This window comes from Streptomyces sp. NPDC006140, assembly GCF_040628815.1.
In the GTDB taxonomy this organism is placed as follows: domain Bacteria; phylum Actinomycetota; class Actinomycetes; order Streptomycetales; family Streptomycetaceae; genus Streptomyces.
Map to the genome: position 1 here is coordinate 23,259 of NZ_JBEXTS010000005.1, position 25,381 is coordinate 48,639.

The following is a 25,381-nucleotide window of genomic DNA, read 5'->3' on the forward strand; positions in this document are numbered from 1 at the left end:
CTGCGTGGCACCATCGAGAGGCCATGACTGCTCCCACGAAGCCCCCGCGCCCCACCGCCTCCCCCACCACCTCCCTGACCGAAGCGTCCTCCGAAGCCCCCTCCGGCCCGCCCCTCGGCGAGAACCTGCACTCCCCCGTCATCGACTGGTTCGACGAGAACGCCCGTGACCTGCCGTGGCGGCGTCCCGAGGCCGGGGCGTGGGGGGTGATGGTCAGTGAGTTCATGCTGCAGCAGACGCCGGTGAGCCGCGTGCTGCCCGTCTACGAGCAGTGGCTGGCCCGCTGGCCGCGCCCCGCCGACCTGGCCGCGGAGGCGCCCGGCGAGGCCGTCCGCGCCTGGGGCCGGCTCGGCTACCCGCGCCGCGCGCTGCGGCTGCACGGAGCCGCGGTCGCCATAACGGAACGGCACGGCGGTGACGTGCCGGCCGACCACGCCCAGCTGCTGGCCCTGCCCGGCATCGGCGAGTACACGGCCGCCGCCGTCGCCTCCTTCGCCTACGGGCAGCGGCACCCGGTGCTCGACACCAACGTGCGCCGGGTCTTCGCCCGCGCGGTCACCGGCGTGCAGTACCCGCCGAACGCCACCACCGCCGCCGAGCGCAGGCTGGCCCGCGCGCTGCTGCCCGAGGACGAGCCGACCGCCGCCCGCTGGGCCGCCGCCTCCATGGAGCTGGGCGCGCTGGTGTGCACGGCCAAGAGCGAGTCCTGCCACCGCTGCCCGATCGCCGCGCAGTGCGCGTGGCGGCTGGCGGGCAAGCCGGAGCACGACGGGCCGCCGCGCCGCGGCCAGACGTACGCGGGCACCGACCGGCAGGTGCGCGGGCGGCTGCTCGCCGTGCTGCGGGAGGCCCACGGTCCGGTTCCGCAGGCGGCCCTGGACCGGGTGTGGCACGAGCCGGTGCAGCGCGCGCGGGCCCTGGACGGCCTCGTCGCCGACGGGCTGGTGGAGCCGCTGGCGGGCGGGATGTACCGGCTGCCGCTGACGTGACACGGCTTCCGTTGCCGTGAGACGGCGCGCAAATCGCCCGTAACCATGCCAACCAACCCAGCCCTTTACCCGCGTCCGACAGCTGTTACACAACCGACGGACAGCCGAGCGCTGGCCGCAGGCTGCTTCGGACAGCGCCGTGACAACGCCTCCGTAGCTTCTTCTCCGTCATCAGGGACAGCGGAACCCGGCGGCAGGACGCGCCGGTATACGGGGATGGAGGCGGTTGCACATGGCGCAGGGCGAGGTGCTCGAGTTCGAGGAGTACGTGCGCACCCGGCAGGACGCGCTGCTGCGCAGTGCCCGCCGCCTGGTCCCGGACCCGACGGACGCGCAGGACCTGCTGCAGACGGCGCTGGTCCGCACGTACGGCCGCTGGGAGACCATCGAGGACAAGCGGCTGGCGGACGCCTACCTGCGCCGGGTCATGATCAACACCCGGACGGAGTGGTGGCGGGCCCGCAAGCTGGAGGAGGTCCCGACCGAGCAGCTCCCGGACGCCTCGGTCGACGACTCCACCGAGCAGCACGCCGACCGCGCCCTGCTGATGGACGTGCTGAAGGTGCTCGCCCCGAAGCAGCGCAGTGTCGTGGTGCTGCGACACTGGGAGCAGATGTCCACGGAGGAGACGGCCGCCGCCCTCGGCATGTCGGCCGGAACGGTCAAGAGCACGCTGCACCGGGCGCTCGCCCGGCTCCGCGAGGAGCTGGAGTCCCGCGATCTCGACGCACGCGCGCTGGAGCGTGAGGAGCGGGAGCGGTGCGCGGCCTGACCGGCGAGGGTTCCGCGGGGAACCGGGGCGGCATCCAGGCGGTGATCATGGCACTGGCCGTGTTCGCCGCCCTCGCCCTTTTCGCGTCCTCGTGCGCCGCCGGCGGCACCGGCGCGCGTGACGAGGGCCCGGCGCACACGGACTCGGACTCGGTGGCGGGTGCCGCCGGCACGCCGTCCGCCGCGCCGTCGAAGACGCCCGACGCGGTGAACGCGGTCCGGCTCGTCAAGGACGACCCCGAGGTCGCACCCGAGGTGAAGCGCGACCTCAAGCCGTGCGTCGCCGACGAGTACCCCGTCGACGTCTCCTACGGCAACCTCACCGGCGGCTCGGCCGACGATGTCGTCGTCAACGTGCTGACCTGCGGTGACGCGGTGGGTGTGGGCAGTTACGTGTATCGCGAGCAGGACGGCTCGTACAAGAATGTGTTCAAGGCGGAGGAACCTCCGGTCTACGCGGAGATCGACCGCGGCGACCTGGTGGTGACGAAGCAGGTGTACGAGAAGGGCGACCCGGTGTCGAGTCCCTCCGGGGAGAACGTGATCACGTACCGGTGGGCCTCCGGCCGGTTCACCGAGGAGTACCGCACGCACAACGACTACGGGAAGGTCGTCGGCGACAGCGCGTCGCCGGTGCCCGCGAGCTGAACGGGCCGGGCCGCGTGAACCGGTCGGGCCGCTCGGAACGATTCCCCGGTGAACGCGTCGCACGGACCGTGCGTCCCAGCAGAGAGAACGCACCCCACGCACCCCACGGATCACACGAGGACTGAGAGCACCGGGATGGCAGACCAGACCCACGTCCTGTTCGTCGAGGACGACGACGTCATCCGCGAGGCCACGCAGCTCGCCCTGGAACGGGACGGCTTCGCGGTCACCGCCATGCCCGACGGCCTGTCGGGCCTGGAGGCGTTCCGCCGGGACCGCCCCGACATCGCGCTGCTGGACGTCATGGTGCCCGGCCTCGACGGGGTCAGCCTGTGCCGCCGGATCCGGGACGAGTCGACCGTGCCGGTGATCATGCTGTCGGCGCGGGCCGACTCCATCGACGTCGTACTGGGCCTGGAGGCGGGCGCCGACGACTACGTGACCAAGCCGTTCGACGGTGCCGTCCTGGTCGCCCGGATCCGCGCGGTGCTGCGCCGGTTCGGGCACGCGGGCGGCGGCCGGGGCGAGGAGCAGGCCGCCCCGGCGAGCGGCGGGGTGCTGACCTTCGGGGAGCTGGAGGTCGACACCGAGGGCATGGAGGTCCGCCGGGCCGGGCAGCCGGTGGCGCTGACGCCGACCGAGATGCGGCTGCTGCTGGAGTTCTCCTCGGCGCCGGGCACGGTCCTGTCCCGCGACAAGCTGCTGGAGCGGGTGTGGGACTACGGCTGGGGCGGGGACACCCGGGTCGTCGACGTGCACGTGCAGCGGCTGCGGCAGAAGATCGGCCAGGACCGTATCGAGACGGTCCGCGGCTTCGGCTACAAGTTGAAGGCCTGAGCAGGGGTTATGAGGGGGCATTTCCGGCGCCTGGTCGCCACGGGCTTGGAGCGCGCGGGCATCCGCACGGGCCTCAGATGGAAGCTGAGCGCGGCCATCGCGCTGGTCGGGGCGCTGGTGGCGGTCGCGCTGAGCCTGGTCGTGCACAACGCCGCGCGGGTGTCGATGCTGGACAACGCCCGGGACCTCGCCGACGAGCGCATCATCATCGCCCAGCGCAACTACGAGCTGTCCGGGCGGATCAACTTCCCCAACACCAAGATCGACGACCCCGATCTGCCGGCGGCGCTGCGGGACCGGGTCGAGGCGGGGCAGCGGGCGACGTACGTGGCCGACCGGCCGGGTGACGCGCCCGACATATGGGCCGCCGTGCCGCTGAAGAACGGGCATGTGATGTCCCTGCACTCGGGCTTCACGGACCGCAGCTCGGACATCCTGAAGGATCTCGACCAGGCCCTGGTGATCGGCTCCATCGCCGTCGTCCTCGGCGGCAGCGCCCTCGGGGTGCTCATCGGCGGGCACCTCTCACGGCGGCTGCGCAAGGCGGCCGTCGCGGCCAACCAGCTCGCGGGCGGCGAGACGGACGTCCGCGTGCGGGACGCCATGGGCGGGGTCGTCCGGGACGAGACCGACGACCTGGCGAGCGCGGTGGACGCCATGGCGGACGCGCTGCGGCAGCGGATCGAGGCCGAGCGGCGGGTCACCGCCGACATCGCGCACGAGCTGCGCACCCCGGTGACGGGGCTGCTGACCGCCGCCGAGCTGCTGCCGCCCGGCCGGCCGACCGAGCTGGTGCTGGACCGGGCCAAGGCCATGCGCACGCTCGTGGAGGACGTGCTGGAGGTGGCCCGGCTGGACGGGGCCTCGGAGCGGGCGGAGCTGCAGGACATCATGCTGGGCGAGTTCGTCGCCCGGCGGGTGGCGGCCAAGGACCCGGACGTCGAGGTGCGGATCGTGCACGAGTCGGAGGTGACCACCGACCCGCGGCGCCTGGAGCGGGTGCTGTTCAACCTCCTCGCCAACGCGGCCCGGCACGGCAAGCCGCCCATCGAGGTCACCGTCGAGGGCCGGGTCATCCGCGTCCGCGACCACGGCCCCGGCTTCCCGGAGGACCTGCTCGCCGAGGGGCCGAGCCGCTTCCGCACCGGCAGCAGGGACCGGGCCGGCCACGGTCACGGCCTCGGCCTGACCATCGCGGCCGGGCAGGCCCGGGTACTGGGCGCCCGGCTCACCTTCCGCAACGTCCGCACGCCGGGCGCGCCGGAGGAGGTGCCCGCCGAGGGCGCGGTGGCGGTGCTGTGGCTGCCGGAGCACGCGCCGACGAACACGGGGAGCTATCCGATGCTGCCGGGGTCGTAGACCGCCGCCCCGATCAGGCGCCGGAGGCCGTCCCGGTCAGCAGGTCCAGTCCCGGTCAGCAGGTCCAGTCCTGGTCCATGTCGAGGCCGCCCTCGCGGGGCTGGGTGAACGAGAACCAGTTGCCGGAGTCGTCGCGGAACAGCGCCTCCGTGCCGTACGGGCGCTCCTGCGGCTCCTGGAGGAACTCCACGCCGCGGTCCTTGAGCTTCTTGTAGTCGCCGTGGATGTCGTCGGTGGTCAGCACGCCCGCGCCGAGCGCCCCCTTGGTCACCAGCTTGCGGAGCATCTCGGCCGACTCGGGGTCCATCGCGGGGCCGCCGGGCACCATCAGCGTCAGCTCCACGTCGGGCTGGTTCGGCGAGCCGACCGTGAGCCAGCGCATGCCGCCCTCGCCCATGGTCATGTCCGTACGGACCTCCAGGCCCAGTTTCTGGGTGTAGAACTCCTTGGCGCGGTCCTGGTCGAGGACCCAGACGGTCGAGATGGCGAGACCCTTGATCATGGCGTGCTCCTGCTGCTCGCGGCCGGTTCGTGCGTGTCCTGCCACCGTAGGCAGCGGGGGTGTCAGCCCGCTTCTCCGGAATTGCGCTGCTGTCCCGGCCCGGCCCCGGGCCCGGGTGGGGTGCGGAAGCCGCCCGCCCAGAGCATGGCGTAGCAGCCGGGTATCAGCGCGGCTCCGCGGCCCACGTGCTGGTGCCGGTACTCGCTCGGTGTCAGCCCGGTCCAGGCCTTGAAGCGCGCCGAGAACGTGCCCACGCTGCTGAAGCCGACCAGGTGGCAGATCTCCGTCACCGAGAGGTTCGCCGTGCGCAGCAGGTCCTCGGCGCGGTCTATGCGGCGGTGCGTGAGGTACTGGCCGGGGGTCTCGCCGTACGCCTCCTTGAAGGCGCGGATGAAGTGGTAGCGCGAGTACCCGGCGTGCGCGGCGACGGTGTCCAGGTCGAGCTCGGGGTCGGCCCAGTCCCGGTCCATGGCGTCCTTGGCGCGCCGCACCTGCCGCATCTTGTCCATGCGACCGATGGTGGCACGGGGGTCTGACAGTGGGGTCCGACCGATCCGGCAGCGGGGGTCCGACAGCGGGAAGCCGGCAGCCGGGCCCGGTGCGGCCGGGCAGGGCGAAGCCCCCGGGGCGGACACCCCGGGGGCTTCTCACGGTCCGGTCAGACGGCCTCGACCACCGGCGTCTGCGCCGCCGGGCCGTCCGCGCGGTCCTCGTCCGCCGTCTTCGGCCCCGCTCCCCGCAGCGGCACCTCCTTGACGAACACGGCGGCCGCCAGCGACACCACCGCCACCACGGCCCCGAGCAGGAACGCCGAGTGCGTGCCGGCGGAGACCGCGTGCTGGTAGGCCTCGCGGGCCAGCGCCGGCAGCTTGGCGAGGCTCGCCGCGTCGAGCTGCGCCGACTGCTCGGTCACCTTGGAGCCCAGCGCCCCGGCCCGCTCGGACATGACGTCCTGGACGCGGCTGTTGAACAGCGCGCCCATGATCGCGACGCCGAAGGAGGAACCGAGGGTGCGGAAGAGCGTGGTGGACGAGGAGGCGACGCCCATGTCCTTCATCTCCACGCTGTTCTGCGCGACGAGCATGGTGATCTGCATCAGGCAGCCCATGCCGAGCCCGACCACGGCCATGAAGACCCCGGAGGTGAACCGCGAGGTGCCCGTGTCCATGGTGGACAGGAGGTAGAGCCCGACGATCATCAGCGCGCTGCCGAGCACCGGGAACACCTTGTACTTGCCGGTGTTCGTGGTGACCCGGCCGGCGACCATGGACGTGACGAGCATCGCGCCCAGCATCGGCAGGAGCAGCAGCCCCGAGTTCGTCGCGGAGGCGCCCTGCACGGACTGCTGGTACAGCGGCAGGAACAGCGTGGCGCCGAACATCACGAAGCCGGTGATGAAGCCGATGACCGACATCAGCGTGAAGTTGCGGCTGCGGAAGATGTGCAGCGGCAGCACCGGCTCGGCGGCCCTGGTCTGCCAGAACACGAACCCGACGAGCGCGGCGACGCCGATGCCGATCAGCTCCATGATCCGCGCGGAGCTCCAGGCGTACTCCGTGCCGCCCCAGGTGGTGACGAGCACGATCGCGGTGATGCCGACGGTCAGCAGCGCGGCGCCCAGGTAGTCGATGCTGGCCTCGGCCCGCTTCTTCGGCAGGTGCAGCACGGCGCTGACGGCGACCAGTGCGACCGCTCCGAGCGGCAGGTTGATGTAGAACGCCCAGCGCCAGCCCCAGTTGTCCGTGATCGTGCCGCCGACCAGCGGGCCGCCGATCATCGCCAGCGCCATGACGCCGGCCATCATGCCCTGGTACTTGCCGCGCTCCCGGGGCGGGATCAGGTCGCCGATGATCGCCATGACGCCGACCATCAGACCGCCGGCGCCGAGGCCCTGCACGGCCCGGAAACCGATCAGCTCGCCCATGTTCTGGGCCATGCCGCTGAGCGCCGAACCGATCAGGAACAGCACGATGGAGGACATGAACGTGCCCTTGCGGCCGTACATGTCGCCGAGCTTGCCCCACAGCGGGGTCGAGGCGGCGGTGGCCAGGGTGTAGGACGTGACGACCCAGGAGAGGTGTTCGAGGCCGCCCAGCTCGCCCACGATCGTCGGCATCGCCGTACCGATGATCATGTTGTCGAGCATCGCGAGCATCATCGCGATCATGAGCGCGAGCAGCACGACCCGCACGCTCTTCGGCTGTTTCCCCCCGGTGTCGGCGCCGACCGCCGGTGTGTCCGTCGTGTCCGCCATGGTTTCCCCACTCCCCAGCTACCGCTACTTACTTGCCGACCGGCTAGTGACTACACTCGGGAAGCTAGCCGCGGAACTAGCCGGGCGTCAAGTAAGTTTTATGGAAAGCGGGCGGCGTAGGAGGATGGGCGGCACCATGGACGGCACCAGGCAGCGGCGCCGCGGGGACACCCGCCGGCGCATCCAGGACGTGGCCCTCGACCTCTTCGCGGAGCAGGGCTACGAGAAGACGTCCCTGCGCGAGATCGCCGAGCGCCTGGACGTCACCAAGGCGGCGCTCTACTACCACTTCAAGACCAAGGAAGAGATCCTCGTCAGCATCTTCGAGGACCTCACGCAGCCGATCGAGGACCTGATCGACTGGGGCCGGCGCCAGCCGCACACGCTGGAGACCAAGCAGGAGATCATCCGCCGCTACGCCGACACGCTCGCCCAGGCGGCACCGCTGTTCCGTTTCATGCACGACAACCAGGCGTCGGTACGGGACCTGCGGATCGGCGAGTCCTTCAAGGCGCGCGTGCACAGCCTGCGCGAGATCATCGTCGACCCGGACGCGGACCTGGTCGACCAGGTCCGCTGCGCCAGCGCGATCTTCACGCTGCACGCCGGGATGTTCCTGCTCCAGGACGTGGGAGACGACCCCGAGGAACGGAACAAGGCCGTCCTCGAGGTCGCCACGGACCTGGTGACCCAGGCCCACCGGGGAACCAGGGGCTCCTAGCGGACCCGGGGGGCGCGGGGCCGGGTCAGACCTTCACGCCCTTGGCGCGCAGGAACTTCACCGGGTCGACCGCCGAGCCGTAGTTCGGGGTCGTACGGATCTCGAAGTGCAGGTGCGGGCCGCTCGAGTTGCCGGTGTTGCCGGACCGGGCGATCTCCTGGCCGGTCTTGACGATCTGGCCGATCCGCACCTTCACCTTCGACAGGTGGGCGTACTGCGAGTACGTGCCGTTGCCGTGCTTGATCACGACGGCGTTGCCGTACGCGGGGCCGTCACCGGCGCCGTTGCCGCCGGCCTTGACCACCGTGCCGCCGTGCGCGGCGACGACCTGGGTGCCGCTCGGGACGGCGAAGTCCTGGCCGCTGTGGGTGGACTGCCACATGCCGCCGTTCTGGGCGAAGCTCGCGGAGAGCTTGTACTTCTTCACCGGGTCGACCCAGGACGGCTTGGCCTTCTTCGCGGCGGCCTTCTTGGCGGCGGCCTTCTTCTCGGCCGCCTTCTTCGCCGCGGCGGCCTTGGCAGCCTGCGCGGCCTTCTCGGCCTTGGCCTTCGCGGCCTCGGCGGCCTTGGCCTGGGCGGCGGCCTGCGCCTGGACGGCGGTGGCCGCACCGGACGCGGCCGTGGTGTCGGCGGCGGACGCGACCCCGGCTCCCAGTGCGACCGAGACACCGAGGCCGGCGGCCAGCACGGTCGCACGGGTGCGGAGCTGGGACGTACGGGAGGAACGGGACGTGACGCGCTGGGACATCGAAACCTCATGGGGAAGGGGACGGAGAAAACCACCCGGCGCGCAGTCGCTCGCCGAATGGCCATCCCTTGGTAACCCGAAGTCCGACAAACTCCCAAAAGCGTGATCTACGACAGAAGTTAGTAATTTCGTTCAGTGTTCTATGTCTCTTGACACAGCGCTCATTCGGGACGAATCAGCCCACTGCCCTGCACTTCACCCGGCAACGCCGGGCGAGAATCCCTTTCCTCCCGGCCCCTTCAGCACTATTCCGCCTAGTAACGGACATATCGCCTGTGCGCCATGTCACCGGGGCCCCTCTTCGGCCATTCCGGAAATGTGGCGCACGCCTCTAGGCGCCTACCGTCCAGTAACCCTACGGTTCCCCTCGCGCCACCCTCGCGCACGAACATGCACACGACATGTTGGCAGCGTCACGGACGTGAGAGGACCCCCACGACATGCAGACCCGACTGCAGACCCGACGCCCCTGGTTGCGCCGCGCCTCGGTGACCGCCGTCTCGGCGGCGGCCCTCGTGGCGATGGCCGCACCGGCCGACGCCACGACCACCGCCCAGGCCTCCACGGCGACCGCCCAGGCCTCCACGGCGGCCACCACCGCCACCAGCACGGCCGCCGCCGTCGACTACGCCACCTGGCAGAAGGACTGCCAGGCGGTGATGGACCAGGCGCTGCCCTACCTGAAGCAGCGCATAGCGGCCGCGAAGCCCGGCGAGAAGCAGGCGATCGTCCTCGACATCGACAACACCGCGCTGGAGACCGACTTCGGCTTCAGCTACCCGCAGCCGGCCAACAAGCCGGTCCTGGAGGTCGCCAGATACGCCCAGGAGCGCGGCGTCGCCCTGTTCTTCGTGACCGCCCGCCCGGACATCATCCAGTCGTTCACCGAGTACAACCTGAAGCAGGCTGGCTACCAGGTCTCCGGCCTCTACGTCCGCAACTTCATCGACCTCTTCAAGAACGTCGCCGAGTACAAGACGGCCCAGCGCGTCGACGTCGAGAAGAAGGGCTACACGATCATCGCGAACATCGGCAACAGCGCCACCGACCTCTCGGGCGGCCACGCCGAGAAGACGTACAAGCTGCCGGACTACGACGGCCAGCTCTCCTGACCCGTCCCCAACTCCGGGTAGTCTCACCCCCGTTCGCGCGATCACGGGGGTGAGGCGGTTTGGATCCGACGGTACTCGGCGGCAAACTGGCGTCCGCGCTGGTCGGCCCGCTGCTGAAGAAGCTCTTCCGCCCGGACGGACCGGGAGCGGGCCTGGTCGACAAGCCCGTACGCCTGTCCGCTCTCGTGTCCTTCCGGGGCGAGAAGCGCACCCTGACCGAGCCGGACGTGCACAAGCTCGCCGAGCGGATCGTGGCGCAGGCGGTGGACTCCCCGGGCGAGCCGCCCTTCCCGGCCGACGAGCGGATCGCCGTCACCGACACCCTGGCCCGCAGGCTGCTCGCCCTCGGCGACCTCGACATGGACGACGTCCAGGCGGTCCGCCTCGGCCACCGCGAGCTGGCCAGGAAGCTCCACTACGCGGCCTCCGCACCCGACGGCCTGTCCGCCGACTCCTGTCACTTCCTCGACCACACGACCGACTGGGCGTGCCTGAACATCCTGGAGTTCTTCACCCGCCGCTCCACCTTCGTCGCCCGCACCCTCGTCGAGCAGACCCAGGCCCAGGCGGAACTGATCGCCAAGATCGACGAGCTGATCACCCGCACGCCCCGCCCGGGCGCCCGGGACGGCGCCTTCGAACGCCGCTACCTGCCGTACGTAGCCGAGCGCCACAACCACATCACCATCTACGGCATCGACCTGCGAGACTCCCCCGACCGCTGGCCCCTGGAAGTCGCCTACCTCAGCCTGGAGGCGACGGGCGGCGAGCAGACCGCCGTACCCGATGCGCCGCCGGGCGAGCAAGCAGCCGCCGCGACCGCCACCGTCCGGCTGCCCGCCGAGGAGGCCCTCGGCAGCCACGACCGCGTCATGCTGCGCGGTGACGCCGGCTCCGGCAAGACCACCCTGGTGCAATGGCTGGCGGTGACCGCCGCCCGGGACGGGGCTCGCATCCCGTTCGTCCTCCCCCTGCGCACGCTGATCCGCGCGGGCGCGCTCCCGGCACCGTCCACCTTCCTCACGGCGGTGGGCTGCCCGCTCACCCCGCCCGAGGGCTGGGCCGAGCGCGTCCTGACCGCCGGCCGGGGCCTGGTCCTCGTCGACGGTCTGGACGAGATCCCCGCCGCCGACCGGCACCGCGCCCGCGACTGGCTGCTGGCCCTGATCCACGCCTTCCCCGGCAACCACTGGCTGCTGACCTCCCGCCCCACGGCCGTACGCCCCGACTGGCTGGCCACCGAGGGCTTCCGGGAACTGACCCTCACCCCGATGCGCCGCGCCGATGTGACGACGTTCGTGCACCGCTGGCACGCGGCGGCCCAGGCGCCCGAGTACGAGACGCAGCTCCTGGACGCCCTGCGCACCAAACGCGACCTGGCCCGCCTCGCCACCAACCCCCTGATGTGCGGGTTGATCTGCGCCCTGCACCGGGAGCGGCGGGGCTACCTCCCCACCGGCCGCAAGGAGCTGTACGACGCCGCCCTCGGGATGCTGCTCGCGCGCCGCGACCGGGAGCGGGGCATGGGCGCGGTGGACGGGGTCGAGCTGGGTGAGGAGGCCCAGCTGGAGCTGCTCCAGCGCCTGGCCTACGCGCTGGTGCTGAGCAGCCGTACCGAGATGGACCTGGAGACGGCGGAGGGCATCGTGGCCCGCTGCCTGCCGGCCATCGCGCCGGCGTCGGGCCAGGGCGACGCGGGGGCGGTCCTGCACACACTCCTGCTCCGCAGCGGCCTGCTCCGCCGCCCCGGCGAGGGCGTCGTCGACTTCGTCCACCGCACGTTCCAGGACTACCTGGGCGCCCGGTACGCGGTCGAGGAGGGGCACCTGGACGTCCTGGCCGGCCACGCGGGCGACAGCCTCTGGGACGACGTGATCCGCATGGCGGTCGCGCACGCCCGCCCCCGGGAGCGGGCGACGCTGCTCCGCCGGCTACTGGCCGAGGACACCCCGCGGCTGACCCTCCTGGCGCTGGCGTGCCTGGAGCACGCGGCGGCCCTGGACCCTGGAGTACGGGGGGAGGTGGAGGAACGGGCCGGGGCGCTCATTCCGCCGCGTACGACGCCGGAGGCGAAGGCTCTGGCGGAAGCCGGGCCGCTGGTCCTGGAGCTGCTGCCCGGGCCGGAAGGGCTGACCGCCAAGGAGGCCCACGGCGTCGTCGTCACCGCCTCGCTCCTCGGAGCCAAGGAGGACGAGGGCGCGTTCGCGGTGCTGCGCCGCTTCCGCGAGCATCCGGATCTCGACGTACGACGCCAGCTGGTGGGCACCTGGAGCCGCTTCGACACCCGCGAGTACGCGGTCGAGGTGCTCGACCACCTGGAGCGGGGCGGCCTCTTCCTGAACTGCGAGTCGGCCGAGCAGCGGGCGGCGCTCCGGCTGATGCGCCCCTGGCGGTGGCTGAGGTTCGACGGCCCGCTGACCGCGACCGAACTCCTCGACTGCGTCCCGGAGCCCGCCGAGGTCCGCCAGCTGGACCTGCGGGACAACCCGAGCCTCGGCCACCTGGGGGAGCTACTGGCGTTCCCGTCCCTGACCGGTCTGTGGCTCCAGCGCTGCTCCGATGCGGTAGGCCTCTCACCGCTGGCGGAGCTTCCGCTCACCGGTCTGGTCCTGTCCAGCGTGAGGGCGGACCTTACCGGGCTAAGGACACTGCGCCTGCTCACCCAGCTCTCGATCGACCAACAGCTTCCGGGGGACTGCCTCACCCGCACCCTCCCCACCGAGGCGCCCCTGCGGAATCTCATCCTGGGCTTCAATTCCATCCGCTCGACAGGGCTGCGCGGCCTGAGCCGGTGGCCCACGCTCCGGTCGCTCACGTTCGGTGTGTCCGGTCGGCAGCGCCTGAGCGCCGAGGACTGGTCCGAGGTGGCCGCCCTCCCCGAGCTCACGCAGCTGTCCCTCTACGGCGAGACCTACGCTCACGACGCCATGCCGGAACTGCCCGGCATCTGGAACCTTCGGATTCTCGCGTACTCGCCACCCCCGGAAGCGCTGCGTCTCCTCAGCTCCCGCCTGCCCGGGCTGCGCACCCTGGGCATCGCCACGCTCGACAGCGAGCAGTCCCTCGCCCCCTACGCCGAGATCTTCCCCACCGCCGAGATCATCCGCATCTGAACCCCGGACACGGAAAAGGGGCCGGTGCCCCGGAAGGCACCGGCCCCTCTCACTCGGCCGTGACGCTTACGCGTCCTTGCTCAGGTTCGGACCCGTGCCGCCGGCCGCCTGCTCGATCGGCGGGACGTCGGGCAGGGCCGACTTCTCCTCGCCGCGGAAGGTGAAGGTCTTGGCCTCGCCCTCGCCCTCCGTGTCCACGACCACGATGTGGCCGGGGCGGAGCTCGCCGAAGAGGATCTTCTCCGACAGCGAGTCCTCGATCTCGCGCTGGATGGTGCGGCGCAGCGGCCGGGCACCCAGCACGGGGTCGTAGCCCTTCTTGGACAGCAGCTCCTTGGCGGACTGGGAGAGCTCGATGCCCATGTCCCGGTCCTTCAGGCGCTCGTCCACCTTGCCGATCATCAGGTCGACGATCTGGAGGATGTCGTCCTGGCTGAGCTGCGGGAAGACGACCACGTCGTCGACACGGTTGAGGAACTCGGGCCGGAAGTGCTGCTTGAGCTCGTCCTGGACCTTGTTCTTCATGCGCTCGTAGTTGGTCTTCGTGTCACCCGAGGCCGCGAAGCCCAGGTTGAAGCCCTTGGAGATGTCCCGGGTGCCGAGGTTGGTCGTCATGATGATGACCGTGTTCTTGAAGTCCACGACCCGGCCCTGGGAGTCGGTCAGGCGACCGTCCTCCAGGATCTGCAGCAACGAGTTGAAGATGTCCGGGTGGGCCTTCTCGACCTCGTCGAAGAGGACCACCGAGAACGGCTTGCGCCGCACCTTCTCGGTCAGCTGGCCGCCCTCCTCGTAGCCCACGTAGCCGGGGGGCGAACCGAAGAGCCGCGACACCGTGTGCTTCTCGCTGAACTCCGACATGTCGAGGGAGATCAGCGCGTCCTCGTCGCCGAAGAGGAACTCGGCGAGCGCCTTGGACAGCTCGGTCTTACCGACACCGGACGGGCCGGCGAAGATGAACGAGCCGCCGGGGCGCTTGGGGTCCTTCAGACCGGCACGCGTACGGCGGATCGCCTTCGACAGCGCCTTGACGGCGTCGTTCTGGCCGATGACCCGCTTGTGGAGCTCCTCCTCCATGCGCAGCAGGCGCGAGGACTCCTCCTCGGTGAGCTTGAAGACCGGGATGCCGGTGGCGGTCGCGAGGACCTCGGCGATCAGCTCGCCGTCGACCTCGGCGACGACGTCCATGTCGCCGGCCTTCCACTCCTTCTCCCGCTTGGCCTTGGCGGCGAGGAGCTGCTTCTCCTTGTCGCGCAGGGAGGCGGCCTTCTCGAAGTCCTGCGAGTCGATCGCGGACTCCTTGTCCCGGCGGACGCCGGCGATCTTCTCGTCGAACTCGCGCAGGTCCGGCGGCGCGGTCATCCGGCGGATGCGCATCCGGGAACCGGCCTCGTCGATCAGGTCGATCGCCTTGTCCGGCAGGAAGCGGTCCGAGATGTACCGGTCGGCCAGGGTGGCGGCCTGGACCAGCGCCTCGTCGGTGATGGAGACGCGGTGGTGGGCCTCGTACCGGTCACGGAGACCCTTGAGGATCTCGATCGTGTGCGGCAGGGACGGCTCGGCGACCTGGATGGGCTGGAAGCGGCGCTCCAGGGCCGCGTCCTTCTCCAGGTGCTTGCGGTACTCGTCCAGCGTCGTCGCACCGATGGTCTGCAGCTCACCACGTGCCAGCATCGGCTTGAGGATGCTCGCGGCGTCGATGGCGCCCTCGGCGGCACCCGCACCGACCAGCGTGTGCAGCTCGTCGATGAACAGGATGATGTCGCCGCGGGTGCGGATCTCCTTGAGCACCTTCTTCAGGCGCTCCTCGAAGTCACCGCGGTAGCGGGAGCCGGCGACCAGGGCGCCGAGGTCCAGGGTGTAGAGGTGCTTGTCCTTGAGGGTCTCGGGCACCTCGCCCTTGACGATGGCCTGGGCGAGGCCCTCGACGACGGCGGTCTTGCCGACGCCGGGCTCACCGATCAGCACCGGGTTGTTCTTCGTACGGCGGGACAGCACCTGCATGACCCGCTCGATCTCCTTCTCGCGCCCGATGACCGGGTCGAGCTTGGACTCACGAGCGGCCTGGGTGAGGTTCCGGCCGAACTGGTCGAGGACCAGGGACGTGGAGGGCGTGCCCTCGGCAGGACCGCCGGCGGTGGCGGTCTCCTTGCCCTGGTAACCGGAGAGCAGCTGGATCACCTGCTGCCGCACGCGGTTCAGATCTGCGCCCAGCTTGACCAGGACCTGGGCGGCGACGCCCTCGCCCTCGCGGATCAGGCCGAGCAGGATGTGCTCCGTGCCGATGTAGTTGTGGCCCAGCTGAAGGGCCTCGCGGAGCGACAGCTCCAGGACCTTCTTGGCACGGGGGGTGAAGGGGATGTGCCCGGACGGGGCCTGCTGGCCCTGGCCGATGATCTCCTCCACCTGCTGGCGGACCGCCTCGAGCGAAATCCCGAGGCTCTCAAGGGCCTTGGCGGCGACACCTTCACCCTCGTGGATCAGGCCCAGGAGGATGTGTTCAGTGCCGATGTAGTTGTGGTTGAGCATCCGGGCTTCTTCCTGAGCCAGGACGACAACCCGCCGCGCGCGGTCGGTGAACCTCTCGAACATCGTTAATCGCTCCTCAGAGCGGTCAGGCAGTGGGGGGAACTTCCCCTCCCTGTCCTTCCGCAGCTTAGTCCCGCAAGCGGGGACCGCTCATTCCAACTGCCGACACCGTCCTTGGCCTCCTGACCCCGAACGCCGACATCTGCTCCAACCCGATGGTGCGAGACGATGTTCCCGCAGGCCAGGCAGATACCCCACTCGCCAGTACGCCGATGGCGAACGTGAGACGTCCTTTCCTGCGTGTCGCCCCCTCCCACTAGGGATGTCTTACCCGCACGGACCGGAAGTCCATGCCGAGCGCCCCCGTTCCCTCCGCTACGGGCGAACAACCTTGCGCCTCCGCGCACCCCTCTCACGCCCCCCTTTCGCCACTCTGTGCACTCACTCCACTACGCAGCGTTCCATCAGCGTAACCCGCACGTCCTTCCGGCGGTTGCACTTGGCATGTTCAGCGCCTCTCCCCCCGTGCTCCCGTCCGCGTCCCGGGCCGTCCCGCTCCCCCGCCGGCCGCCCGGCCCGGTGGGTCCCGACGCCAGCGGGCGGCTCCGGCGGTGGTACGAGAACGAACTGGGCTGGCCGACGGTGCCCGGCGATCCGCTGCGGCTGGTGGTGGGGGTGCGCTTCGACGTCCTCGACGTGCCGGCCGAGGCGGGCCACGCCGCGCTGGGGCGCCTGGGGCGGGGTTCACCGGTGGCCGTGCGGGGCGACCGGATGCTGCTGCTGGTGGCCGCGGGCAGCGCGGAGGAGCTGCCCGGACTGCTGGAGTGGCTGGAGTGGGGAGGCCTCGCGCTCGACCTGGGGGCGATCGGCCCGCAGGGCTTCATGGACGCGCCACTGCCGACCGGGGCGGGCGAGCGTCCTGGGAGCGGCCTGACGACCGAGCGTCCTGGGAATGGCGTGCTGGCCGAGCACCCTGGGAGTGGTCTGGCGACCGAGCGTCCTGGAAGTGGCCTGGTGGCCGAGAAAGGCGCTCAGCTGCCGCCCGGGGTGGACGCGGAGCCGCACCCCGACAGGGCGGCGCGGTCCGTGACCGGAGCCGGTCCGTCACCGTCCCCCGGGCCCGGCCCGTGCGCCGGCCGGCCGCTTCCCCCGGGCCGATTCGGTTCCCAGGGGGCCGCTGTGTGGCTGCGGCCCCCCGAGCCGGGGTGCGAGGTCGAGGCCTCGCTGCCGACGCTGTCGGCCTTGGGGGGCGCTGGGGACGCCCCGGATCTCGTACGGCTGGTGGACACGGTGGCCACGTGGTGCCACCGGATCCGGCTGCGGCGCGCGGGCGCCCAGCCACCGGCCTCGCGTGCGCAGGGTCGGTAGTGCCGCTGTTCAGCCGTTGGCCTTCTCGTAGGCCTCGCGGATGGTCGCGGGAACACGGCCGCGGTCGTTGACCTCGTAGCCGTTCTCCTTCGCCCAGGCGCGGATGGCCGCGGTGTCCTGGCTGCCGCTCGAAGCCGCGCGCGCCTTTCCGCGCCCGCCCGAAGCACGGCCTCCGGTACGACGACCGCCCTTCACGTAAGGCTCGAGAAGGCCGCGGAGCTTGTCCGCATTGGCAGTGGTGAGATCGATCTCGTACGTCTTGCCGTCCAGCGCGAACGTCACGGTCTCGTCCGCCTCGCCACCGTCGAGGTCGTCGACAAGAAGGACCTGAACCTTCTGTGCCACCGGATTTCCTTTCATCGATATCTTCAGGGCCGGGGTGTGCCGGCGTCCGCCGTATCGCCGTCCCCTGTTATATGCAGTACTGCAGTACCTCGGAAAGCAAACCGCTTTTGCCGGAAAAACACAAACCCCCGGCAGAGACCGGTAGCCCTCCCTCCGCCCGGAAACGTGCGCGTTTCGGACATAGGGCACCGGGGCAGGGGCGGCGCCGCGGAATATGTCTCGACGAACCGGGCGGACACTCTTGCGACTGACTTGCGACCGCCTTCAGGCGGGGCTTGTGGTCGTCTTGTGTCCGTCCTGTTGTGTCCGTCCCGGCGATCACAGATGCAGAAGCATCCGGCTGTTGCCCAAGGTGTTCGGTTTCACTCGTTCGAGACCGAGGAACTCCGCGACGCCCTCGTCATAGGAACGCAGCAGCTCCGCGTAGACATCCGTGTCGACGGGGGTCTCGCCGATCTCCACGAAGCCGTGCTTGCTGAAGAAGTCGACTTCGAAGGTCAGGCAGAAAACGCGGCGAACGCCGAGCCAGCGGGCGGTGTGCAGCAACTTCTCCAGCAACCGGTGTCCGACGCCCGCGCCCTTCAGGCCGGGCTTCACCGCGAGAGTGCGGACTTCCGCGAGGTCTTCCCACATCACGTGCAGGGCGCCGCAGCCGACGACCTCGGCGTTGTCGTCGCGTTCCGCGACCCAGAACTCCTGGATGTCCTCGTAAAGCGTCACCGTCGCTTTGTCGAGCAGGATCCCGCCGCGGACGTAGGCGTCAAGGAGGCGGCGCACGGCCGGGACATCGCTGGTGCGGGCCCGTCGGACGGTGATGGCTTTTGCGGTGGCTTCGGGGCTCTTCGCGGGCATGAGCGGACGCTATCGCCCGTCGCGGTCCTGTGCGGAGGCGGGGTTCTCCGGGGAGCCTTCCCCGGCTTCTGCGGGTGCGTCGCCTTCTGCTGCGGGTGTGCCGCCTTCCACGCCTTCCGCGGGTTCCGCGCGTTCCGGCCGTTCCGCCGGGCGAGCGGATTCCGACGGTTCGGTCGGTTCTTGGGTTTCCGGGCCCTGGACGATGCGTACGGCATCGCTGAGAGCCTGGCGCTGTTCCTCGCTCATCATGCCGAAGAAGGCGACGAGAGCGGCGGCGGGGTTGTCGCTCTGCGACCAGGCGTCGTTCATCAGGGCGGCGGCGTAGGCGGCGCGTGTGGAGACCGCCTCATATCGATAGGCGCGGCCTTCGGCCTCGCGGCGCACCCAGCCCTTCTGATGGAGATTGTCCAAAACGGTCATCACCGTGGTGTAGGCGATGGACCGCTCCTTCTGAAGATCTTCCAGGACTTCTCGAACGGTCACGGGGCGGTTCCACTTCCAGACCCGCGACATGACCGCGTCTTCGAGTTCTCCCAATGGACGAGGCACAGCTCAGAACAATAGTGGGAGATCTCGGCAATGGCGTGACGGACGTGCGCTTCACCGACGAACGGGAACAAAAAGGGCGTACGACTCGAAAGCGCGGGCTGCGGCGGGGCGGCCTCGCGGAGTCGTACGCCGTCGGCGGGGTGGGGTCAGGCGTCTGCCTTGGGGCTGGTCGCGGCGGACCCGGGGGCGCCCTCCGCGCGGGCGAGGGCGGCGTCGACGGCCGCGTCCTCCTTGGCCTTGTTGGCGCCGCCCTGTGTCTTCACGATCACCCGGATCACGCCGATGAAGAAGACGGCCATGACGACCGGGGGCAGGAGCGCGGAGACGTAGTCCATGGATCCAGGGTAGCCACGTCAGCCCGCGGCGAGCTGCTGGGGGTTCGCCGGGGGCGGCGGGGCGGGTTTGCGGCGCGGGAAGACCTCGCCCGGGGTGGGGATCGGGCGGCTGGGCTTCGGCGTGCCCGGGGCGGGGGCCGGGGCGGGCTTGGGGCTGGGCTTCGGGGCTGCCGGCTTGCGTTCGGGCTTCTTCTCGGGCTGCTTCTCGGGGGTGTCCATGGCGGGGCTCCGGACTCCCGAGCGGCCTCCGGGGAGGGCGTGGAGGCGGGTGCGGGAGGCGGGGACGGTGGGGGTGGCCACGGGGCCGGCGAGGCAGGCGACCGCGCAGCGCTCCAGGAGGGCCGCCGCGGTGGGGTTGCCGCGCAGGGCGCGCAGGGCGGCGAGGTCGTCGGTATCAGGGCGGTATCCGGCGCCCAGGGCCTCGTCCAGGAGTGCGAGGTAGCCGGCGACGGTGCCGGGGAGGGCGGCGCGGTACCGGCCGAGGTCGGCCACGAGGAAGGCACGCAGCCTGGCTCCCTCCCGCATCGCCTCGTCGAGCGACTCTGCGAGGCGGAGGCAGTCCTGGAGGTCGTCGGACGAGGCGGAGGTGGGGTGGAGGGCGAGGGCGAGAGCGCGGCGGAGCACACGCAGCTCCTCCACGCCGAACGCCATGCCGCCGCGGGATCCGTATGGCGTGGGCATGCGGCGACGATACGCGCTAATCAGACAATTTCGACATAGGGGGCGGGTGTGGCGTGGGGGACCACTCGGGTGGGCGGCCGCCGGTGCCACACCCCGCACCGCTCACATGCGCGACACGTTCCGCTCGTAGACCAGCCGCAGGCCGATCAGCGTCAGCCACGGCTCGTGCTCGTCGATGACCGACGACTCGCCCAGGACCATCGGGGCCAGGCCGCCCGTCGCGATGACGGTGACGTCGTCGGGGTCCTCGGCCAGTTCGCGGGCCACGCGGTTGACGACGCCGTCGACCTGGCCGGCGAAGCCGTAGATGATGCCGGACTGCATCGCCTCGACCGTGTTCTTGCCGATGACGCTGCGCGGCCGGGCCACCTCGATCTTGCGGAGCTGGGCGCCGCGGACGCCGAGGGCCTCGACGGAGATCTCGATGCCGGGGGCGATGACCCCGCCCACGTACTCGCCGCGCGCGCTGACCGCGTCGAACGTGGTCGCCGTGCCGAAGTCGACGACGATCGCGGGGCCGCCGTAGAGCTCGACCGCCGCCACCGCGTTGATGATGCGGTCCGCGCCGACCTCCTTGGGGTTGTCCATGAGGATCGGGACGCCCGTCTTGACGCCCGGTTCGACGAGGACCGCGGGGACGTCGCCGTAGTAGCGGCGCGTCACCTCGCGCAGCTCGTGCAGGACCGAGGGGACGGTGGCGCAGATGGCGATGCCGTCGATGCCGTCGCCCAGTTCGTCGCCGAGGAGCGGGTGCATGCCCATCAGGCCCTGGAGGAGGACCGCCAGCTCGTCGGCGGTGCGGCGCGCGTCCGTGGAGATGCGCCAGTGTTCGACGATGTCCTCGCCGTCGAACAGGCCGAGGACGGTGTGGGTGTTTCCTACGTCGATCGTCAGCAGCATGGCCCGTACCCGCTCCCCTATTCCGCCGGCCGCAGGTCCAGGCCGATGTCCAGGATCGGCGAGGAGTGGGTGAGTGCCCCGACGGCCAGGTAGTCGACGCCGGTGTCGGCGTAGGCCTTGGCGTTGTCGAGGGTGAGGCGGCCGGATGCCTCCAGGGCGGCGCGGCCCTCGACGATCGCGACGGCCTCCGCGCACTCGCCCGGCGTGAAGTTGTCCAGCAGGATCAGGTCGGCGCCCGCGTCCAGGACCTCGCGGAGCTGGTGCAGGGTGTCGACCTCGACCTCGATGGGGACGTCCGGGAAGCGTTCGCGGACCGCCCGGAACGCCTGGGCGACGCCGCCCGCGGCGACCACGTGGTTGTCCTTGACGAGGGCCGCGTCCGAGAGGGACATGCGGTGGTTGACGCCGCCGCCGCAGCGGACCGCGTACTTCTCCAGGCTGCGCAGGCCGGGGGTGGTCTTGCGGGTGTCGCGGACCTTGGCCTTCGTGCCCTCCAGGACGTCCGCCCACGCGCGCGTGGCCGTCGCGATGCCCGACAGGCGGCACAGGATGTTCAGCGCGCTGCGCTCGGCCGTGAGCAGGTCGCGGGTGCGGGTGGTGACCGACAGGAGCTTCTGGCCCGCCTCGACGCGGTCGCCGTCCTCGGCGTGGCGCTCGATCGCCAGTTCCTCCTCGCAGACCACCGAGAGGACGGCTTCGGCGACGCGCAGGCCGGCCACGACGCCCGCCTCGCGGGCGGTGAAGTCGGCGGTGGCGACCGCGTCCTCGGGGATCGTGGCGACGGTCGTGACGTCCACGCCGTGGGCCAGGTCCTCCTGGACGGCCACGTTGGCGATGTCCTCGACCTCGACGGGGTCGAGGCCGGCGTCGGCCAGGAGCTGGGCGAGCGCGGGGTCCAGGCCGCACTCGAGGTACGCCTCGTCGTCCGCGCCGCAGGCGCAGCCGTCGCCGCAGCCTCCGGACGAGGCGAGGGGAAGGTCGGGGGTGCTCACGTCGGTCACTGCTCCTGGGGGGCCTGGGGCGGGGTGGTCGTAGGGAAGTTTGTGGTGTCCGTGGTGTGCACGGCCAGCGTCCGGTCGGGGTTCAGCTTCACGACGATGTGGCGGCGCCAGGTCGTGTCGTCGCGCTCGGGGCGGTCCTCGCGCCAGTGGCAGCCCCGGGTCTCCTCGCGCAGCAGGGCGGCGGCGACGAGGACGCGGGCCACGCACAGGAGGTTGGTGGCCTCCCAGGTGTCGACGCCGGGCTCGGCGGTCTTGCCGTTCTCGGCGAGGGCGTCGCGGGCGTCGGTGTGGAGCTGCTGGAGCCGGTCGGCGGCCTGGCCGAGGGACTCCGCCGAACGCAGGACACCGGCCCCGTTCGTCATGATCCGCTGGATCGTGAAGCGGGCCTCCGGGGTCTGCAGGGGGTGCTCGGGGGTCTCCGGGTGGGGCAGGGGCTGCGGCACGCGCGCGTGGAGGCCGCCCGCCGCGATGTCGGCCGCGATGCGCTCGGCGTAGACCAGGCCCTCCAGGAGGGAGTTGGAGGCCAGGCGGTTGGCGCCGTGCACGCCGGTGCAGGCGACCTCGCCGCACGCGTACAGGCCGGGCACGGTCGTACGGCCGTGGGAGTCGGTGCGGACGCCGCCCGAGGCGTAGTGGGCGGCCGGGGCGACCGGGATGGGCTCGGTGACCGGGTCGATGCCGTGGGCGCGGCAGGCGGCCAGGATCGTCGGGAAGCGGTGTTCCCACATGTCGGCGCCGAAGTGCCGGGCGTCGAGGTACATGTGCTCGGCGTCCTGCTCCTGCATGCGGCGCAGGATGCCCTTGGCGACGATGTCCCGGGGCGCGAGTTCGGCGAGTTCGTGCTGCCCGAGCATGAAGCGCACGCCGTCGGCGTCCACGAGGTGGGCGCCCTCGCCGCGCACGGCCTCGGAGACCAGGGGCTGCTGGCCCTCGGCGTCCTGGCCCAGGAACAGGACGGTCGGGTGGAACTGGACGAACTCCAGGTCGCTGACCTCGGCGCCCGCGCGCAGGGCCAGGGCGACGCCGTCGCCGGTCGAGACCGAGGGGTTGGTGGTCGCGGAGAAGACCTGGCCCATGCCGCCGGTCGCCAGGACCACCGCCGGGGCGTGGACCGCTCCGACGCCGTCGTGCTGGCCCTCGCCCATGACGTGCAGGGTGACGCCGGCGGTGTGGCCCTCGGCGTCCGTGAGGAGGTCCAGGACGAGCGCGTTCTCGATGGTGCGCATCCCGCGCGCGCGTACCGCCTCGACCAGGGCGCGGGAGATCTCGGCGCCGGTGGCGTCGCCGCCGGCGTGGGCGATGCGGCGGCGGTGGTGGCCGCCCTCGCGGGTGAGTTCCAGGCCGCCCTCGGAGGACTCGTCGAACTGGGCGCCGGTCTCGATGAGGCGGCGGACGGCGTCGGGGCCCTCGGTGACGAGGATGCGGACCGCTTCCTCGTCGCACAGGCCCGCGCCCGCGACCAGCGTGTCGTCCAGGTGCTGCTCGGGGGTGTCGCCCTCGCCGAGGGCCGCGGCGATGCCGCCCTGGGCCCAGCGGGTGGAGCCGTCGTCGAGGCGGGCCTTGGTGACCACGACGGTGCGCAGGCCCGCGGCCTCGCAGCGCAGGGCCGCGGTCAGGCCGGCGACGCCGGAGCCGACGACGACCACGTCCGCGGCGATGGACCACCCGGGGGCGGGCGCGTGCAGTCGTATGCCTGTGGTGGTCACGAGGCGGCTCCGAGGGTTCCGAAGGTGAGGGGGATGTTGTCGATCAGCCGGGTCGTCCCGACCCGGGCGGCGACGGCCAGGACCGCCTCGCCGGTGAAGTCGTCGCCGATCTCGGTGAAGTCGGACGGGTCGACCAGGGCGAGGTAGTCCAGGTCGAGCGGCGGTTCGAGGCGGGCGGCCTCGTCCAGGACCTGCCGGGCGGCCGCGCGGACGGCGGCGGGGCCGCCCGGGACGGCCGTGGCCACGGCGTGCGCGTCGGCCGCCGCGCGGGACTCGCCGATGGCGCTGAGGGCCTCGGCACGCGCGCGTGTGGCGGGCACTTCACGGGCCCGGGCGCGCAGCGCCTCCTGCGCGGCGTGCCGGTCCTGGCCCGCGAACAGCGCCCGGGACAGCGCGAGGGCGGTGCGCCGCTCGGCGGGCGAGAGGTAGCGGTTGCGGCTGGACAGGGCCAGGCCGTCCTCCTCGCGGACGGTGGGGACGCCGACGATCTCCACGCCGAAGTTCAGGTCCCGCACCATGCGGCGGATCAGGGCGAGCTGCTGGGCGTCCTTCTGGCCGTACAGGGCGACGTCGGGGCGGGTGAGGTGCAGCAGCTTGGCGACGACCGTGAGCATGCCGTCGAAGTGGCCGGGGCGGGAGGCGCCCTCCAGGCGCTCGCCCATGGGGCCGGCGGTGATGCGGACCTGGGGCTCGCCGCCCGGGTAGACCTCGTCGACGGCGGGGGCGAACACGACGTCCGCGCCCGACTGTTCGGCGAGCTTGACGTCGGCGTCCAGGGTGCGCGGATAGCGGTCGAGGTCCTCGCCCGCGCCGAACTGCAGCGGGTTGACGAAGACGGTGACGACGACCTCGCCCTCGCGGCCGGCCAGGCGGCGCGCGGTGCGGATCAGCGTGGCGTGGCCCTCGTGCAGCGCGCCCATGGTCATCACCACGGCGCGGCGGCCCGTACGCGCGCGTGCGTGCAGTTCGCCGGCGGTGCGCAGCAGGGTGGTGGTCATCGGGCGTCCCCTTCGGTGCCGTCGGTCCCGTGGGCGAGTACCCCGAGGAGGTCCTCGGCGAGCTCGGGCTTCAGCAGGCCCCGGGCCAGGGCCCGGTCGGCGGTGGCGCGGGCCATCGCCAGGTAGCCGGCGACGGTCTGCGGGGCGTGCCGGCGCAGCTCCGTGACGTGCGCGGCGACCGTGCCCGCGTCGCCGCGCGCGACCGGGCCGGTGAGGGCCGCGTCGCCGGAGCGCAGGGCGTTGTCCAGGGCGGCGCCGAGCAGCGGGCCGAGCATCCGGTCGGGGGCCGCGACGCCGGCCGCGCTCAGCAGCTCCATGGACTGGGCGACCAGGGTGACCAGGTGGTTGGCGCCGAGCGCGAGGGCGGCGTGGTAGAGCGGCCGGTTCTCCTCGGAGATCCACTCGGGCTCGCCGCCCATCTCGATGACGAGGGCCTCTGCGGCCAGGCGCAGTTCCTCGGGCGCGGTGACGCCGAAGGAGCAGCCGGCCAGCCGCTGGACGTCCACGGGCGTGCCGGTGAAGGTCATGGCGGGGTGCAGGGCGAGCGGCAGGGCGCCCGCGCGCAGGGCGGGGTCGAGGACCCGCGCGCCGTACCGCCCCGAGGTGTGGACGAGCAGCTGTCCCGGGCGGACGGAGCCGGTGTCGGCGAGGCCCGCGACCAGGTCGGGCAGGGCGTCGTCCGGGACCGTGAGCAGGACCAGGTCGGACCGCTGGAGGACCTCGGCGGGCGGCATCAGCGGCACGTCGGGCAGCAGTTGCGCGGCCCGGCGCCGGGAGGCGTCGGAGACCGCGGAGACGGCGACCGGGCGGTGCCCGGCGAGCTGGAGGGACGCGGCCAGTGCGGGTCCCACGCGGCCGGCGCCGACGACGCCGACGGTGAGCCGCGCGGGGCGGTCCTTGGGGTCTGGCTGTGGGGTTGTGTTCACTCGACGGCGGCCTTCCCGTTCCAGTCCGCTCCGGGTACCGGACGATTTCTCGTCATGTTAACGCGATCGGTTCGAGGGGCGTTCGGTTGTCCACAGGGTGTGCATGCCCATGCGCGTTTCCGGACGGCGTTCGAAAT

24 protein-coding genes are annotated in these 25,381 nt (G+C 71.6%); 9 read left to right on the forward strand and 15 right to left on the reverse strand.

Annotation, left to right across the window (positions count from 1 at the left end):
- The first annotated feature begins 23 nt into the window (after positions 1-23).
- The 5 genes from ABZ386_RS15710 to cseC all read left to right on the forward strand — a co-directional run bounded on the left by ABZ386_RS15710 (position 24) and on the right by cseC (position 4,604).
- Positions 24-989, forward strand: coding sequence for an A/G-specific adenine glycosylase (locus ABZ386_RS15710; RefSeq protein WP_351339844.1), 966 nt, complete (start codon positions 24-26; stop codon positions 987-989).
- A 232-nt stretch (positions 990-1,221) separates the two neighbouring features.
- Positions 1,222-1,761, forward strand: coding sequence for a SigE family RNA polymerase sigma factor (locus ABZ386_RS15715; RefSeq protein ID WP_010048809.1), 540 nt, complete (start codon positions 1,222-1,224; stop codon positions 1,759-1,761).
- Between the two features lie 47 nt (positions 1,762-1,808).
- On the forward strand, positions 1,809-2,408 hold the full coding sequence (locus tag ABZ386_RS15720) for a hypothetical protein (RefSeq protein WP_351339939.1): 600 nt from the start codon (positions 1,809-1,811) through the stop codon (positions 2,406-2,408).
- A 135-nt stretch (positions 2,409-2,543) separates the two neighbouring features.
- Positions 2,544-3,245 carry a two-component system response regulator CseB gene (gene cseB, locus ABZ386_RS15725; protein WP_114254590.1) on the forward strand — a complete coding sequence of 234 codons (702 nt, stop codon included), beginning with the start codon at positions 2,544-2,546 and terminating at the stop codon, positions 3,243-3,245.
- A gap of 9 nt (positions 3,246-3,254) precedes the next feature.
- Positions 3,255-4,604: a two-component system sensor histidine kinase CseC gene (gene cseC, locus ABZ386_RS15730; RefSeq protein WP_351339840.1), complete on the forward strand. Its 1,350-nt coding sequence runs from the start codon at positions 3,255-3,257 to the stop codon at positions 4,602-4,604.
- A gap of 55 nt (positions 4,605-4,659) precedes the next feature.
- On the opposite strand, the gene ABZ386_RS15735 is transcribed toward cseC, so the two are convergent.
- From ABZ386_RS15735 to ABZ386_RS15745, 3 genes are all read right to left on the reverse strand, one after another.
- Positions 4,660-5,106 (reverse strand): VOC family protein, encoded by a 447-nt coding sequence (locus tag ABZ386_RS15735; protein WP_355716636.1) that lies wholly within the window; start codon positions 5,104-5,106, stop codon positions 4,660-4,662.
- Positions 5,107-5,168: 62 nt separating this feature from the next.
- Positions 5,169-5,606, reverse strand: coding sequence for a helix-turn-helix transcriptional regulator (locus tag ABZ386_RS15740; RefSeq protein WP_351339937.1), 438 nt, complete (start codon positions 5,604-5,606; stop codon positions 5,169-5,171).
- A gap of 158 nt (positions 5,607-5,764) precedes the next feature.
- Positions 5,765-7,360: an MDR family MFS transporter gene (locus ABZ386_RS15745; RefSeq protein ID WP_351339835.1), complete on the reverse strand. Its 1,596-nt coding sequence runs from the start codon at positions 7,358-7,360 to the stop codon at positions 5,765-5,767.
- A gap of 124 nt (positions 7,361-7,484) precedes the next feature.
- On the opposite strand from ABZ386_RS15745, the gene ABZ386_RS15750 reads away from it, so the two are divergent.
- Complete coding sequence (locus ABZ386_RS15750) at positions 7,485-8,081, forward strand: helix-turn-helix domain-containing protein (protein WP_351339833.1); 597 nt, start codon at positions 7,485-7,487, stop codon at positions 8,079-8,081.
- Positions 8,082-8,106: 25 nt separating this feature from the next.
- On the opposite strand, the gene ABZ386_RS15755 is transcribed toward ABZ386_RS15750, so the two are convergent.
- Positions 8,107-8,829: a M23 family metallopeptidase gene (locus tag ABZ386_RS15755; protein ID WP_114254585.1), complete on the reverse strand. Its 723-nt coding sequence runs from the start codon at positions 8,827-8,829 to the stop codon at positions 8,107-8,109.
- A 452-nt stretch (positions 8,830-9,281) separates the two neighbouring features.
- On the opposite strand from ABZ386_RS15755, the gene ABZ386_RS15760 reads away from it, so the two are divergent.
- Both ABZ386_RS15760 and ABZ386_RS15765 read left to right on the forward strand, forming a co-directional pair.
- On the forward strand, positions 9,282-9,941 hold the full coding sequence (locus ABZ386_RS15760; RefSeq protein ID WP_356527495.1) for an HAD family acid phosphatase: 660 nt from the start codon (positions 9,282-9,284) through the stop codon (positions 9,939-9,941).
- A 59-nt stretch (positions 9,942-10,000) separates the two neighbouring features.
- The gene (locus ABZ386_RS15765) at positions 10,001-13,054 is read left to right on the forward strand and encodes an NACHT domain-containing protein (protein ID WP_358964917.1); all 3,054 of its coding nucleotides are present in this window, start codon (positions 10,001-10,003) and stop codon (positions 13,052-13,054) included.
- A 66-nt stretch (positions 13,055-13,120) separates the two neighbouring features.
- Here the strand turns inward: ABZ386_RS15765 and ABZ386_RS15770 are convergent, their stop codons facing one another.
- The gene (locus ABZ386_RS15770; RefSeq protein WP_114254583.1) at positions 13,121-15,646 is read right to left on the reverse strand and encodes an ATP-dependent Clp protease ATP-binding subunit; all 2,526 of its coding nucleotides are present in this window, start codon (positions 15,644-15,646) and stop codon (positions 13,121-13,123) included.
- Positions 15,647-16,087: 441 nt separating this feature from the next.
- On the opposite strand from ABZ386_RS15770, the gene ABZ386_RS15775 reads away from it, so the two are divergent.
- Positions 16,088-16,951 carry an SCO3374 family protein gene (locus ABZ386_RS15775; protein WP_358964918.1) on the forward strand — a complete coding sequence of 288 codons (864 nt, stop codon included), beginning with the start codon at positions 16,088-16,090 and terminating at the stop codon, positions 16,949-16,951.
- Between the two features lie 9 nt (positions 16,952-16,960).
- Here the strand turns inward: ABZ386_RS15775 and ABZ386_RS15780 are convergent, their stop codons facing one another.
- The 10 genes from ABZ386_RS15780 to ABZ386_RS15825 form a co-directional block, all read right to left on the reverse strand.
- Positions 16,961-17,296 (reverse strand): Lsr2 family protein, encoded by a 336-nt coding sequence (locus ABZ386_RS15780; protein ID WP_010048839.1) that lies wholly within the window; start codon positions 17,294-17,296, stop codon positions 16,961-16,963.
- A gap of 318 nt (positions 17,297-17,614) precedes the next feature.
- The gene (locus ABZ386_RS15785; RefSeq protein WP_114254581.1) at positions 17,615-18,148 is read right to left on the reverse strand and encodes an amino-acid N-acetyltransferase; all 534 of its coding nucleotides are present in this window, start codon (positions 18,146-18,148) and stop codon (positions 17,615-17,617) included.
- A 9-nt stretch (positions 18,149-18,157) separates the two neighbouring features.
- On the reverse strand, positions 18,158-18,697 hold the full coding sequence (locus ABZ386_RS15790; protein WP_351339820.1) for a BlaI/MecI/CopY family transcriptional regulator: 540 nt from the start codon (positions 18,695-18,697) through the stop codon (positions 18,158-18,160).
- A gap of 146 nt (positions 18,698-18,843) precedes the next feature.
- Positions 18,844-19,032 (reverse strand): hypothetical protein, encoded by a 189-nt coding sequence (locus ABZ386_RS15795; protein WP_114254579.1) that lies wholly within the window; start codon positions 19,030-19,032, stop codon positions 18,844-18,846.
- Between the two features lie 18 nt (positions 19,033-19,050).
- Positions 19,051-19,713, reverse strand: coding sequence for a hypothetical protein (locus ABZ386_RS15800; RefSeq protein ID WP_356668884.1), 663 nt, complete (start codon positions 19,711-19,713; stop codon positions 19,051-19,053).
- A gap of 102 nt (positions 19,714-19,815) precedes the next feature.
- The gene (locus ABZ386_RS15805; RefSeq protein WP_031115868.1) at positions 19,816-20,613 is read right to left on the reverse strand and encodes a type III pantothenate kinase; all 798 of its coding nucleotides are present in this window, start codon (positions 20,611-20,613) and stop codon (positions 19,816-19,818) included.
- 17 nt (positions 20,614-20,630) lie between these two features.
- Positions 20,631-21,605, reverse strand: a complete 975-nt coding sequence (nadC, locus tag ABZ386_RS15810; protein WP_351339814.1) for a carboxylating nicotinate-nucleotide diphosphorylase — start codon at positions 21,603-21,605, stop codon at positions 20,631-20,633.
- Positions 21,606-21,610: 5 nt separating this feature from the next.
- The gene (locus ABZ386_RS15815) at positions 21,611-23,320 is read right to left on the reverse strand and encodes an L-aspartate oxidase (protein ID WP_356668885.1); all 1,710 of its coding nucleotides are present in this window, start codon (positions 23,318-23,320) and stop codon (positions 21,611-21,613) included.
- A complete protein-coding gene (panC, locus tag ABZ386_RS15820; protein WP_351339809.1) occupies positions 23,317-24,318 on the reverse strand; it encodes a pantoate--beta-alanine ligase in 1,002 nt (333 codons plus the stop codon). The genes ABZ386_RS15815 and panC overlap by 4 nt, the downstream gene beginning before the upstream one ends.
- Entirely contained in the window at positions 24,315-25,244 is a 930-nt protein-coding gene (locus ABZ386_RS15825) for a DUF2520 domain-containing protein (RefSeq protein WP_114254575.1), read from the reverse strand. The genes panC and ABZ386_RS15825 overlap by 4 nt, the downstream gene beginning before the upstream one ends.
- Between the last annotated feature and the right edge of the window lie 137 nt (positions 25,245-25,381).